The organism is Blastococcus sp. KM273129, from assembly GCF_021698995.1.
Taxonomy (GTDB): domain Bacteria; phylum Actinomycetota; class Actinomycetes; order Mycobacteriales; family Geodermatophilaceae; genus Blastococcus.
The window spans coordinates 1-13,806 of record NZ_SSXB01000054.1 but is presented as its reverse complement, the minus strand read 5'-3'; the positions used below and the strand labels follow the sequence as shown (position 1 = coordinate 13,806).

At 75.9% G+C, this 13,806-nt stretch carries 9 protein-coding genes and 1 pseudogene; 2 read left to right on the top strand and 8 right to left on the bottom strand.

Annotated features, from left to right (window positions below; translation table 11 throughout):
- Positions 1-96: 96 nt before the first annotated feature.
- From E9565_RS14985 to E9565_RS14965, 5 genes are all read right to left on the bottom strand, one after another.
- Positions 97-1,281, bottom strand: a complete 1,185-nt coding sequence (locus E9565_RS14985; protein WP_236824950.1) for a DNA polymerase III subunit delta' — start codon at positions 1,279-1,281, stop codon at positions 97-99.
- A complete protein-coding gene (gene tmk, locus E9565_RS14980) occupies positions 1,278-3,521 on the bottom strand; it encodes a dTMP kinase (RefSeq protein ID WP_236835692.1) in 2,244 nt (747 codons plus the stop codon). The genes E9565_RS14985 and tmk overlap by 4 nt, the downstream gene beginning before the upstream one ends.
- Positions 3,522-3,833: 312 nt before the next feature.
- Entirely contained in the window at positions 3,834-4,595 is a 762-nt protein-coding gene (locus E9565_RS14975; RefSeq protein ID WP_236835690.1) for a class I SAM-dependent methyltransferase, read from the bottom strand.
- A 5-nt stretch (positions 4,596-4,600) separates the two neighbouring features.
- Positions 4,601-7,453: a type I DNA topoisomerase gene (gene topA, locus E9565_RS14970; RefSeq protein WP_236835688.1), complete on the bottom strand. Its 2,853-nt coding sequence runs from the start codon at positions 7,451-7,453 to the stop codon at positions 4,601-4,603.
- A 258-nt stretch (positions 7,454-7,711) separates the two neighbouring features.
- Positions 7,712-9,976 carry a sodium-translocating pyrophosphatase gene (locus E9565_RS14965; protein WP_236824954.1) on the bottom strand — a complete coding sequence of 755 codons (2,265 nt, stop codon included), beginning with the start codon at positions 9,974-9,976 and terminating at the stop codon, positions 7,712-7,714.
- A gap of 199 nt (positions 9,977-10,175) precedes the next feature.
- Between E9565_RS14965 and E9565_RS14960 the strand changes: the two genes are divergently transcribed.
- Complete coding sequence (locus tag E9565_RS14960; protein WP_236835686.1) at positions 10,176-12,830, top strand: DEAD/DEAH box helicase; 2,655 nt, start codon at positions 10,176-10,178, stop codon at positions 12,828-12,830.
- A gap of 24 nt (positions 12,831-12,854) precedes the next feature.
- On the opposite strand, the pseudogene E9565_RS23600 reads toward E9565_RS14960, so the two are convergent.
- The 3 genes and pseudogenes from E9565_RS23600 to E9565_RS14950 form a co-directional block, all read right to left on the bottom strand.
- A pseudogene (locus E9565_RS23600) lies at positions 12,855-13,181 on the bottom strand (Rv3654c family TadE-like protein); the annotation flags it as partial.
- Positions 13,178-13,552 (bottom strand): TadE family type IV pilus minor pilin, encoded by a 375-nt coding sequence (locus E9565_RS14955; protein WP_236824956.1) that lies wholly within the window; start codon positions 13,550-13,552, stop codon positions 13,178-13,180. The pseudogene E9565_RS23600 and the gene E9565_RS14955, both read right to left, overlap by 4 nt.
- Before the next feature lie 2 nt (positions 13,553-13,554).
- Positions 13,555-13,692, bottom strand: coding sequence for a DUF4244 domain-containing protein (locus E9565_RS14950; protein WP_236835684.1), 138 nt, complete (start codon positions 13,690-13,692; stop codon positions 13,555-13,557).
- Positions 13,693-13,713: 21 nt separating this feature from the next.
- Here E9565_RS14950 and E9565_RS14945 point away from each other — a divergent pair.
- On the top strand, positions 13,714-13,806 hold a 93-nt coding region (locus E9565_RS14945), incomplete at its 3' end, for a DUF4244 domain-containing protein (protein ID WP_308196135.1).

The window sequence follows — 13,806 nt, the reverse complement described above, 5'->3', positions numbered from 1 at the left end:
CCCGCACAGCCTACGACACGGTCCCCGCCGGGACGGCGCAGGGGTGGCCCTCCCGGAGCGCCCGGCGCGGGCGCCACGGCCGGCGGGTGCGGCGGCTCAGGACGGCAGGCGCAGCGCGACGGTGAGCGCCTCGAGGGCGACCTGCGGCTTCACGTTCTGCTCCAGCGCCGTGCGGCAGGCGAGGACGGCGTCGATGCGGCGCAGCGCCCCTTCCGCCCCGATCCGGCGGGCCAGCTCCTCGGCGTCGGCGCGGCGGTCGGGGTGGTTCAGCTGCAGGTCGGTCCCGGGCGCGGCGTCGAGGACCAGCGCGTCGCGGTAGAGCCCCGCGAGGTCGACCAGGGCGCGGTCCAGGGAGTCGCGCCCGAGGCGGGTCGCCCGCGACTTCTGCCGCTTCTCCAGCTCCTTGAGCTGGCCGGCGCCACGGCTGGCGGCGGCGACACCCGGCCCGCGCGCGCCGACCCCGAGGCTCGCCTTGACCGCCTCGGTCTCGGCGCCGTCCAGGGCGGCGGAGGCCTCGTCGGCCTCCTCCTTCGCCGCGCCCACGAGGTCGTCGGCGGCGTCCAGGCAGGCGGCGAGCGAGACCAGCCGCAGCGGCACGTCGAGCACCGCCTTGCGGGCCAGCCGGGCCGTCTCGTCCCGCGCCAGCCGCCGGGCCCGGCCCACGTGCCCGCCGGAGGCGGCGGCCGACCAGGACGCCAGTGCGGGGTCGATCCCGTCACGGCGCACCAGCACGTCGGCGACGGCGTCGACCGGCGGAGTGCGCAGCCCCACGACCCGGCACCGGGACCGGATGGTGACCGGCACGTCCTCGGGGTGCAGGCTGGGCGCGCACAGCAGGAAGACCGTGCGCGGCGGCGGCTCCTCGAGCATCTTCAGCACGGTGTTGGAGGCCTGCTCGGTCATCCGGTCGGCGTCCTCGACGACCACCACCTGCCAGCGCCCCTGCGAAGGCGCCCGGCCGGCGATGCGCACCAGCTCGCGCACCTCGGCGACGCCGATGGAGAGCCCCTCGGGGACGATCCGCTGGACGTCGGCGTGCGTCCCGGCCAGCACGGTGCGGCAGGCGTGGCAGGTGCCGTCCCCGCCGTCGGGGCACTGGAGCGCCGCGGCGAAGGCCCGCGCGGCGACGGACCGCCCGGAGCCCGGCGGCCCGGTGAACAGCCAGGCGTGGGTCATCGCCGTGGGATCGGCGATCGCCGCCCGCAGCTCGGCGACCACGGCCGGCTGCCCGATCACCTGCGTCCAGACGCCCTCCTCGGGCGCCACCACCGGGGCGGTCACGGGTGCAGCTGCGGCGTGGCGCCGGTCTGGGCGTGCGGGTGGTGCGCGTGGGCACCGCTCCGGCCCTCGTGCCGCGGCTCCCGGACGGCGTGCGGCTGCGCGGGCGGCGGGGCGGGGGTCTGCAGCGGCAGCCCGGAGAGCAGCTCGGCGACCCGCACCCGGATGGCCGCGGCGAGCTCGTCGGGCGACCGCCGGGCGTCGAGCACCAGGTAGCGGTCGGGCTCGGCCTCGGCGAGCTCCTGGAAGGTCCGCCGCACGCGCTGGTGGAAATCCAGCGACTCCGACTCCAGCCGGTCGGCGGCGGCGCGGCCACGGGCCCGGGCGAGGCCCACCTCGGGCGGCAGGTCGAGCAGGACCGTCAGGTCGGGCCGCAGCCCCTGAGCGGCCCAGCGGGAGAGCATGCGCACGTCGTCCAGCGGGATGGTGCGCCCGGCGCCCTGGTAGGCCAGCGAGCTGTCGATGAACCGGTCGGTGATCACGACCTCGCCGGCGTCGAGCGCGGGGCGCAGCACCTCGTGCACGTGCTGGGCGCGGTCGGCCGCGTAGAGCAGCGCCTCGGCCCGCGGGGCGATGCCCACCTGGGCCCGGTCGAGCACGATCGAGCGGATGCCGGCCCCCGGCGGGGTGGCGCCGGGCTCGAAGGAGGCCCGGGCGGTCAGCCCCTCGTCGGCGAGCCACTCCTGCAGCCGGCGCACCTGGGTGGACTTGCCGGCCCCCTCGCCGCCCTCGAAGGCGATGAGCACGCCGCCGCCGGCCAGCCGGCGGCGGGCGGTGGTGTCGCGGCGCAGCGCGGTGACGACGTCGGCCCACAGCGGGATGGGGCGGCGGTCGTCCATCTGGCGGTAGGCGACCAGCCCGACGCCGACGGCGAGCAGACCGGCGGCGAACAGCATGATGCGCTCGCCGGAGAGCGGCAGCGCGACGGCGCCGAGGTCCAGTTCCTGCCGCCCGATCAGGCCCACCCCGATCGGCACGAGGGCCAGGGAGACGATCAGCGCGGCGCGGACCAGGGACTGCACGATCGCGAAGGTGCGGCCCCGGATCGAGTCCTCGACCTCGGTGCCGATCAGGGTGATGCCGGCCAGGAACGCCATGCCGGCGAAGAAGCCCATGACGACCACGAGCAGCAGCGATATCCACAGCGCGATGGACCAGGACAGCAGCACCACCACCACCCCGGCGCCGACGATCGCCAGCCCGAAGATGCGCTCGCGGGCGAGGTCGCGGGCCACGCTGGGGCCGATGCCGATGCCCAGCCCCAGGCCCACGAAGACGGCGCCGAACAGCAGGCCGTACGCCGCCTCGCCGCCCCCGAGCACGTTGACGTAGGCCTGCCCGGTGGCGATGATCGCGCCCGCCGCGACGAAGGCCCCGGTGATGCCCACGACCAGGCCCCGGATCAGGCGGGTGTGCCCGGCGAAGGAGAAGCCCTTGACCAGCGAGCCGAGGAAGCTCTCCTGCTGGCCGACGACCGCCCCCTCCGCCCGGCGGCCGCTGATCGACGGCAGGTTCCAGATGACGAAGGCCGCGACCAGGAAGGTGAGCGCGTTCAGGTAGAGGGCGAGGTCCACCTCGTCCACCCCCGGCAGCACGCCGCTGAGCTCGCCCCCCACGCTGGTGAGCAGGGCGAACACGATGGCGGCGAGCACCGGCGTCAGCCCGTAGGTCGTCACCAGCGACAGCTGGTTGGCCGGCTCGAGCTGGTCCTTGCGGAGCATGTTGGGGACGGCGGCGTCCTTCGCCGGGATCCAGAACAGGCTGAAGGCCTCGATGACGAACTGGGCGATGAACAGCCAGATCAGGTTGTCGACGATCGGGATCGAGGCGAACAGGCCGAACCGGAGGATGTCGGTGACCACCATCGTCTTCCGGCGGTCGAACCGGTCGGCGAACGCCCCCGCCACCGGCCCGAGCACGATGGCCGGGAGCAGCCGGAAGAGCAGGACGCCCGCGAGCGCGAAGTTCTGCGCCGCGTAGTCGTCGAAGGTCATCGTGGCGGTCACCGTGATGGCGAGCAGCCCGAGCCAGTCGCCGAAGCTGGACAGCAAGGTGGACAGCCACAGCTTGCGGAAGTCGGGCACCCGCAGGACCGCGCGGATCTTCGCCGCCGTACCCACCGCGCCGGAACCGTCCGCGCCGGGGGCGCCCTCGGCCGGGGTGCCTGCGGCGGAGGTGCCCGCACCCGAGGGCGCGGCCTCCTCCCCCACGTCGGTCAGCGGCGGACCCGCCGACGGGGGCACCGGTGTGCCGGCGGGCGGCAGACCGTCGCCCGGGGCAGCACCGACAGCCCCGTCGGACGGGGGTACCGGGGGCGTCGGCTCGGCTGGAATCGCGGGCTCCCAAGGTCGGAGGGCGCCAGGGCGGAGCGGGCCCCAGCGGGGCAACGGTACCGGTCGGGCGGGACGATTCCGGCCCCTCGCCGCCCGGTCGGGTCAATCCGTCACCCGCGGTCCGCCCGCCGGCCACCCGGCACTCCTGGGTCGGCGGTGGGCGCGGATGCGCGGCGCTCACGCCGCGGACCGCGCATCGGCGCGCACCGACGGTCGGCGTCCTCAGCGCGGGCTGAGCCGGTAGGCGTGCGTCCGGTAGGGCAGCTCCAGCTCGGCCCGCCCCCGGGTGTCCGGGTGGTCGGCCAGCAGCTCCCGGACCCCGGCGAGGAACTCCGCGCGCCGGGCCCCGTCCATGACCGCGACGTAGCTGCGGGTGCCGATCCCGGCGACGACGTCCTCGGGGCTCACCCGCTGCACGACCGCCGACTCGGCGACCTCGACGTCGGCCGCGAGCTCGGCGGCGAAGCGCTCGACGACGGCGCGGTCCGCCTCGTGCCCGCGGGCCTCGTCGGCGATGCGCTCCCCGAGCGCGGCCACCCAGGGCACGCGCTCGTCGCGGGTGTTCCAGACCAGGCCGACCAGCCCGCCGGGGCGGAGCACCCGGCGGAGCTCGCGGGCGGCCGGCGCGGGGTCGAACCAGTGCGCGGCCTGGCCCGCCACGACGGCGTCGACCGACGCGTCCTCGACCGGGAGCTGCTCGGCGGTGCCGACCTCGGTCACGACGGCGGGCAGGCGGGCGGCGAGCTCGGCGAGCATCTCCGGCGACGGGTCGACCGCGCGGACGCGGTGCCCCAGGCCCGCCGCCACCTCGGTGAGCGGCCCGGTGCCCGCCCCGAGGTCGAGCACGTCCAGCGCGGCCCCACGGCCGAGGAGGAACTGCACGGCGTCCGCCGGGTAGGTCGGGCGCAACGCCGCGTAGCTCCCCGCGACTCCCCCGAACGAACGCGCCCGGGCCTGCAGCGCGCACCGGTCGGGGGTGGTCACGGGGTTCAGCCGGCGGTGACCGCGTCGGCGGACGCCGCCTTCTTGGCGGTGGTCTTCTTCGCCGTCGTCTTCTTGGCCGCCGTCTTCTTCGCGGTGGTCTTCTTGGCGGCCTTCTTCTTGGTCGCCGGGCCGCGGGCGCGGCGGTCGGCCAGCAGCTCGGCGGCGCGCTCGATGGTGATCGACTCGACGTCGTCGCCCTTGCGCAGGCTGGCGTTCGTCTCGCCGTCGGTCACGTACGGGCCGAAGCGCCCCTCCCGCACGGTGACCACGCCCTGGGTGACCGGGTCGGGCCCGAGCTCCTTGAGCGGGGCCTTGGCCGCCGCCCGGCCGCGCTGCTTGGGCTGGGCGAAGATCGCCAGCGCCTCGTCCAGCGTGGTGGTGAACAGCTTCTCCTCGCCGTCCAGCGAGCGGGAGTCGGTGCCCTTCTTCAGGTACGGGCCGTAGCGGCCGTTGAGCGCCTGGATCTCCTCGCCGTCGGGCGCGGTGCCCACGGTGCGCGGCAGGGTGAGCAGCTTGAGCGCGTCCTCGATCGTCACCGTCTCGGGGGACATGGAGGAGAACAGGCTCGCCGTGCGCGGGGACTCCTTGCTGCCCTCGGGGACGACGGTGGTGACGTAGGGGCCGTAGCGGCCGGCCTTCACGACCACCGGGTGCCCGGACTCCGGGTCGGTGCCGAGCTCGCGGTCGCCCGAGGGCGCCTCGAGCAGCTCGCGGACCTTCTCCGTCGTCAGCTCGTCGGGCGCGAGGTCCTCGGGGATGCTGACCCGGGCACCGTCCTCGCCGCCGGCCTGCAGGTACGGGCCGTAGCGACCGACCCGCACGACGACCGGCCGGCCCTCGGGGTCGGTGGCGCGGAGCGGGATCGAGTTGACGCCGCGGGCGTCGATCTCCTCCAGGCGCTGGCCGATGACCTGCTTGAGGCCGCCGGACTGGGCGATCGCGCCGGCGTGCCGGCCCTCGCCGCCGAAGTAGAACTCGGTCAGCCAGTCCACCCGGCCCAGGGTGCCGCCGGCGATCTCGTCGAGCTCGGTCTCCAGCGACGCGGTGAAGTCGTAGTCGACCAGCTGCGCGAAGTGCTGCTCGAGCAGGTTGGTCACGGCGAACGCGATGAAGGAGGGCACCAGCGCGTTGCCCTTCTTCCACACGTACCCGCGGTCCTGGATCGTCTGCATGATCGAGGCGAAGGTGGAGGGCCGGCCGATGCCCAGCTCCTCGAGGCGCGCCACGAGGCTCGGCTCGGTGTACCGGGACGGCGGCTGGGTCGTGTGCCCCTTGGCGTCCAGCGCCTCGGTGTCGAGCTGCTGGCCGCGCTCCAGGCGGGGCAGCCGGCGCTCGGCGTCGTCGCTGCCGTGGTCGTCCTCGCCGTCCTTCTGCGCGCCCTCGTCGCGGGACTCGACGTAGGCGCGGAGGAAGCCGGGGAAGGTGATCGTGCGCCCCGCGGCGGTGAACTCGACCGCCTCGTCGGTCGCGCTGCGCCCGACCAGCCGGACGCTCACGGTCTGGCCGACGGCGTCGGCCATCTGGGAGGCGACCGTGCGCTGCCAGATCAGCTCGTAGAGCCGGAACTCGTCGCGGGCCAGCCCTGCGGCGAGCTGGCCCGGCGTGCGGAAGCTGTCCCCGGCCGGGCGGATGGCCTCGTGCGCCTCCTGGGCGCCCTTGGACTTCTTCGCGTAGCGGCGGGCCTCGGCCGGCACGTAGGCGTCGCCGTAGAGCTCGCGGGCCTGCTGCCGGGCGGCGTCGATCGCCTCCTGCGACAGGTTCGTCGAGTCGGTCCGCATGTAGGTGATGTGGCCGTTCTCGTACAGCCGCTGCGCCACCCGCATGGTCTGCGCCGACGACCAGCCGAGCTTGCGGCCGGCCTCCATCTGCAGCGTCGAGGTGGTGAACGGCGCGTACGGGCGACGGCGGTAGGGCTTCTCGTCGACCCGGCTGACGCTCACCTGCCGGCCCTCGAGCCGGGCGGCCAGGCCGCGGGCGCCGGCCTCGTCGAGGTGCACCACGTCACCGGTGACGCGGCCGGTGGCGGGGTCGAAGTCCCGGCCGGTGGCGACCCGGCTGTCGTCGACGCTGACCAGCTTGGCCCGCACGGTGGTCGGCTCACCCGCGTCGGCACCGGCGCGCCCGCCGGTGACGGCGAAGGTGCCCTCCAGCGACCAGTAGTCGGCGGCGTGGAAGGCCATCCGCTCGCGCTCGCGCTCGACCACGATGCGGGTCGCGACCGACTGGACGCGCCCGGCGGACAGCTTGGGCAGCACCTTCTTCCAGAGGACCGGGCTGACCTCGTAGCCGTAGAGCCGGTCGAGGATGCGGCGGGTCTCCTGGGCGTCGACCAGGTGGGTGTCCAGGTCGCGGGGGTTGGCGACGGCGCGGGCGATCGCCTCGGGGGTGATCTCGTGGAAGACCATCCGGCGCACGGGGACCCGCGGCTTGAGGGTGTCGATCAGGTGCCAGGCGATGGCCTCGCCCTCGCGGTCCTCGTCTGTCGCGAGGTAGATCTCGCTGGCGTTCTTGACCAGCTGCTTGAGCCGGGTGACCTGCTGCTTGCGGTCGGGGCTGACCACGTAGAGCGGCTCGAAGGAGTTGTCGACGTCGACCCCGAGCCGGGCCCAGGCCGCGCCCTTGTGCTCGGCCGGCACGTCGGCGGCGTTGCGCGGCAGGTCGCGGATGTGCCCGACGCTGGCCTCGACGACGTAGCCGCTGCCGAGGTACCCGGCGATCTTGCTGGCCTTCGTCGGCGACTCGACGATGACCAGCGGCCGGCCGCCGGGCGCGGCCGAGCCCCGGCGGGCCGGCGTCTTCGCGGCGCCGCCGGTCGTGGGCTCGTTCTCGGTGCCGGGCTGCGTGGTCTTCGTGGGCACGGGACTCCTGTCGGTGGTGCTGAGGTGGTGCGGGTGCGGTGCGCCGGTCCGGGCCGGCCGGCCCGGGGTGCACCGGCTCCGGGGTTCCGGGACCGGGCGGGCGCCACCGCGGAACGCCCCTCGGCGGGCCACGGTAAGCCACGCCGGTGACGGTGCGCCGGGCGCAACCTTCTCGTGGGCGTGCCGCCACCCCGACCAACGTGGATCGTGCGGCGGTGTTCCCGCAGGTGGAAGACGGCGTACCGCGAAGGGGGCAGGTCAGGGGGCGCTGGTGGTCAGCTCCGAGTCGGCCGGGGTGGGCGCCGCGCCGCCGACGACGACCGAGCGGCGCTTGGAGACGACGACCGCGGCGACGACGACGAGCACGGCGGCGAGCGCGATCGCCACCCGCGCCGGGGTGTTGGCGTCCTGGCCCACCGACAGGGAGACCACGGCCGGCGCGATGAGCAGCGCCACGAGGTTCATCACCTTGATCAACGGGTTGATCGCGGGCCCGGCGGTGTCCTTGAACGGGTCGCCGACGGTGTCGCCGATGACGGTGGCGGCGTGGGCCTCGCTGCCCTTCCCGCCGTAGCTGCCGTCCTCCACCATCTTCTTGGCGTTGTCCCACGCCCCTCCGGAGTTGGAGAGGAACACCGCCATGAGGGTGCCGGCCGCGATCGCGCCGACGAGGTAGGCGGCCAGGGGCCCGATGCCGAGGCCGAAGCCCACGGCCACCGGCGCGAGCACGGCCAGCAGCCCGGGCGTGGCCAGCTCGCGCAGCGAGTCCTTGGTGCAGATGTCGACGACGGCGCCGTAGTCGGGGCGCTCGGCGAAGGTCATGATCCCGGGGTGGGTGCGGAACTGCTCGCGCACCTCGAAGACGACCCGCCCGGCGGCCCGCGACACCGCGCTGATCGCCAGGCCGGAGAAGAGGAACACCACCGCGGCCCCCAGCACCGCACCGACGACGTTGTTCGGGTTCACCAGGCTGAACGCGTCGCCGAGCGTGGCGCCGGCCTCCTCGAGCGCGAGCGCGACCTGGGCGTTGTAGGAGCCGAAGAGGGCGGTGGCCGCGAGGACGGCGGTGGCGATGGCGATGCCCTTGGTGATCGCCTTCGTGGTGTTGCCGACGGCGTCGAGGTCGGTGAGCACCCGGGCGCCCTCGTCGTCGATGTCACCGGACATCTCGGCGATGCCCTGCGCGTTGTCGCTGACCGGGCCGAAGGTGTCCATGGAGACGATGACGCCGGCCGTCGTCAGCAGGCCGCAGCCGGCGAGCGCGACGGCGTAGAGGGCCGCCCCGCCGCCGATGAGGAAGGCGCCGTAGACGGCACCGCCGATGAGGAGCGCGGCGTAGACCGCCGACTCCAGGCCCAGCGAGATGCCCGACAGGATGACGGTGGCCGGCCCGGTGAGCGAGCTGCGGCCGACGTCCTGGACCGGCTTGCGGCTGGTCTCGGTGAAGTAGCCGGTGAGCTGCTGGATCGCCGCGGCCAGGACGACGCCGACCAGCACCGCGACCAGCCCGAGCACCTGGGGGCTGACCGGGAGGTCGACGCCCCCGCCGGTGCCCGGCAGCACGGTGAAGGCGGCGACCGCGACCAGCACCAGTGACACCGCCGCGGAGACGAAGAAGCCGCGGTTGATCGGGGCCAGGCCGTTGCGGTCGGCCTTGCCCGGGTTGGTGGCCAGCACGCCGACGATCGAGGCGACCACGCCGATGGCGGCGACCACGAGCGGGAAGACCATGCCCACGGGGCCGAAGAAGACCTGCCCGAGGATGAGCGCGGCGACGAGGGTGACCGCGTAGGACTCGAAGAGGTCGGCGGCCATGCCCGCGCAGTCGCCGACGTTGTCGCCCACGTTGTCGGCGATGGTCGCGGCGTTCCGCGGGTCGTCCTCCGGGATGCCGGCCTCGACCTTGCCGACGAGGTCGGCGCCGACGTCGGCGGCCTTGGTGAAGATGCCGCCGCCCACGCGCATGAACATCGCCAGCAGCGCGCCGCCGAACCCGAAGCCCTCGAGGACCACCGGCGCGGTCTCGTCGAACAGCAGCAGGACCAGCGCGGCGCCGAACAGGCCCAGCCCGATCGTGATCATCCCGCAGACCCCGCCGGTGCGGTACGCGATGCGGAAGGCGGGCCGGTAGCCGCCGTCGCGCGCCGCCGCGGCCACCCGGACGTTGCCGCGGGTGGCCAGCGTCATGCCGATGAAGCCGACCAGCGCCGAGAACAGCGCGCCGACGAGGAAGAACACCGCGCGCCCCAGCCGGGTGCCCAGGCCGCCCTCGGCGACCGGGAGCACCAGCAGCAGGGCGAAGACGACGACGGCGAAGAACGCCAGCGTCCGGAACTGCCGGCGCAGGTAGGCGGCCGCCCCCTCCTGCACCGCCCGGGCGATCTCGCGCATCTTCTCCGTGCCCTGGTCGGCGGCGACGACCGCGCGGACCAGGTAGGCGGCGAAGCCCAGGGCGGCGAGGGAGACGACGAGGACGACGGCGACGAGCGCGGTCTCCCCGCCGGACAGCGAACCTTCGGACATGGGTCCTCCAGGCGTCGGTGGCCGCCCGGGTGGCGCCGTGCTCCCCGGCCCGGGCGGAGATCGGCGTCCGCGAACCGGAGGGACCCGCCGGGACACGAACGCGGCGAAGTGTAAGCCACGTCACACTCCGTGCAACCCCCTCTGCTCCCCGTGCCCTCCGGACCGCGGAGAGTTGCGCCGGGGTGTGACAGTGGGAGGCGTGACCACGCTCCACCCGGTCCGGTCGGCTCCCCCTCCCGGCACGGACGAACGGTCCGGGGGCGGCGTGGCGGCGACCGGCCAGGTGCCGGGTGGCGGCGAGCTGCTGGCCGCGCTGCTCGCGGGCACGGCGGAGGACGAGCAGCCCGTCACCCACGTCCACCACCTGCCGGTGCGGGACAGCCGCACCACCGGCTGGCCGGACTGGGTCGACCCGGCGCTGCGCGGCCGGCTGGCCGCCCGGGGCGTGCGCGCCCCGTGGCAGCACCAGGTGGCGGCGGCGCAGGCCGCCCGCGACGGCCGGCACGTCGTCGTCGCGACCGGCACCGCCTCGGGGAAGTCGCTGGCCTACCAGCTGCCGGCCCTGACCCGGCTGGCCGAGGACCAGCGCGCCTGCGTCCTCTACCTCGCACCCACCAAGGCCCTGGCCCGCGACCAGCTGGCCTCGGTCGCCGAGCTGGCCGACCCGTCGGTGCGGCCGGCCGCCTACGACGGCGACACCCCGGCCGAGGAGCGGGACTGGGTCCGGCGGCACTCGCGCTGGATCGTCACCAACCCCGACATGCTGCACCGCGGGATCCTGCCGGCCCACCAGCGGTGGTCGAGCACGCTGCGCCGGGTCGCCTACGTGGTCATCGACGAGTGCCACGCCTACCGCGGCGTCTTCGGGTCGCACGTGGGCCACGTGCTGCGGCGGCTGCGGCGCATCTGCCGGCGCTACGGCGCCGAGCCGGTGTTCGTGCTGGCCTCGGCCACTGTCGCGGCCCCGGCCGCCGCCGCCACCCGGCTGGTCGGCGCCGAGGTCCTGGCCGTCACCGACGACGGCTCGCCGCGCCCGGGGGCCACCTTCGCGCTGTGGGAGCCGCCGCTGACGGAGCGGACCGGCGAGCACGGGGCACCGCTGCGCCGATCGGCCGCCGCCGACGCCGCCGGGCTGCTCGCCGACCTGGTCGAGCGCGGCGCCCGCACGCTGGCGTTCGTCCGCTCGCGCCGGAGCGCCGAGTCGGTGGCCGAGCAGGCCCGCCGGCTGCTGCACGACCGCGGGCGCCCCGACCTGGCGACCCGGGTGGACTCCTACCGCGGCGGCTACCTGCCCGAGGAGCGCCGGGAGCTGGAACGGGCGCTGTCGGCCGGCGACCTGCTCGGCGTGGCGACCACCAACGCCCTGGAGCTCGGCATCGACATCGCCGGGCTCGACGCCGTCGTCCTGGCCGGCTACCCGGGCACGCTCGCCTCCCTCTGGCAGCAGGCCGGCCGCGCCGGGCGTGCGCAGCGGGAGTCGCTGGTCGTCTTCGTCGCCCGCGACGACCCGCTGGACCACTACCTGGCCCACCACCCGCGGGCGGTGTTCGGCCGGCCGGTCGAGGCCACCGTGACCGATCCGGCCAACCCCTACGTGCTGGGCCCGCAGCTGTGCTGCGCCGCCGCCGAGCTGCCGCTGGTGCCCGCGGACCTGGCCGACTTCGGCGGACCGGTGGCCGAGGCGCAGCTCGAGCAGCTCGTGGCCGCCGGGCAGCTGCGCCGCCGCCCCGCCGGCTGGTACTGGGCCGGACGCGGCCGCCCCGATGTGGACATCCGCGGCAGCGGCGACGAGCCGGTGGCGATCATCGAGGCGGGCACCGGGCGGCTGCTGGGTACCGTCGACGGCGGGGCCGCGCACTCGACGGTGCACGAGGGCGCGCTCTACGTGCACCGCGGCGACACCTTCGTCGTCGACGAGTTCGACGTCGACGACGCCTGCGCGGTCGTGCACCCCGAGAGCCCCGACTGGACCACGGTCGCGCGCGACGTGACCGACCTGTCGATCGTCTCGGTGGAGCGGACCCGGCGGCTGGGAACGGTGACGGCGCACACCGGCGTGGTCGACGTGACCAACCAGGTGGTGGCCTACCAGCGGCGCCGGCTGGGCAGCGGAGAGGTGCTGGCGGAGTTCCCGCTGGACCTGCCGCCGCGCCAGCTGCGCACCAAGGCCGTGTGGCTGACCTTCGACCCCCGCGCCGTGGAGCGGGCCGAGGTCGACGACGCGGCGCTGCCCGGCTCGCTGCACGCCGCCGAGCACGCCGCGATCGGCATCCTGCCGCTGCTGGCGACCTGCGACCGGTGGGACCTGGGCGGGCTGTCGACGGCGGTGCACCCCGACACCGGCACCGCGGCGGTGTTCGTCTACGACGGGCACCCCGGCGGTGCGGGCTTCAGCGAGCGCGGGTACGCGGCGCTGCGCCGGTGGCTGCAGGCCACGCGGGCGACCGTCGCCAGCTGCGAGTGCGAGGCCGGCTGCCCCTCGTGCGTGCAGTCGCCCAAGTGCGGCAACGGCAACGACCCGCTGGACAAGGCCGGCGCCGTGCGGGTGCTCGACGTCGTGCTGGACGAGCTGGCCGCGGCCGACGAGCGCAGCGCGACGGACGACGACACCGACGACGAGCCCGACGACGACCCCGACGAGCGCAGCGCGACGGACGACGACACCGACGACGAGCCCGACGACGACACCGACGACGACCCCGACGAGGCCTCCGACGAGGAGGACGCCCGCGCGGGGAAGCCGGCCGCCGGACGGACACCGGGCACCGTGGGGACGCCGGTCCCCACCGGGCCGCCGGCCACCGCGGTCGCCGGTGCCCCGCCCGGACCGGCCGAGGAGGACCTCGTCTTCTGACCCGGTGGGCACGGGTCCGGCACGGGCCCGGCCGGTCGCGTGGTGCACCCCCAGCCGGCCCAGCCGGAGGGGGACGCGGACCTCGACCACCACGACCGCCCCCGGCCCGACCCGGCAGCCCACGAGGTCGGCGCCGTTGGCGGCGGCGACCCCGGCCGCCGCCGCGCACGGCGCGGGATCGCCGAGCACCGCCGGCCCGGCGGCGGCGAGCGCGGCCAGGTCCGCGGCCGTCCCGGCGCGGTGGCGGGCCACCGTGGCCGCCCCGGCCAGCACCGCACCGGCGGTGACGGCGACGAGGACGGCGGAGAGCACCACCACCCACACCGTGGCCGAGCCGCGCTCACCGCTCATCCCGGGACGCCGGCGGCGGGCTCCCGCCACGCGACGGCCTCCGCTCCCACCGTCACCCGCCAGGGCAGCGGCCCGAGCGGCCGCACCTCGGCCGTGACCGCGACCCGGACCTCGTCCCCGCTGGCGGTGAGCCCGGTGCGGGCACCGGGCGGCGCCGCCCGGCCGGCCCACTCCGCCACGACCGCGGCGTCCTCCCCCCGCGCCGCCGCGCGGGCGCCCTCCCGCGCGGCGTCGACGCAGCGCAGCTGGGCGCCCACCACGGTGACGGCGGCGACGGCCCCGGCCAGCACGAGCAGCAGGACCGGCAGCACCACCGCCGTCTCCGCGGTGACCATCCCGGCCTCGCCCCGCCGGGCCGCTCGGCACCGCACGCTCAGGAGAGCGTGGCCAGCGCGGCCTCGACCAGGTCGGTGAGGCCGTCGACGACGCTGTCGCCGGAGACCACGCGGTACAGCACGGCGGCGAAGGCGCAGGCGGCCACGGTGCCGACGGCGTACTCGGCGGTGCTCATGCCCGCCTCCGCCCGGGTCGACTGGCCCGGCTGCGGAGCCGGGCGGAGGCGGGCCTGAGCACCGCCGAGTACGCCGTCGGCACCGTGGCCGCCTGCGCCTTCGCCGCCGTGCTG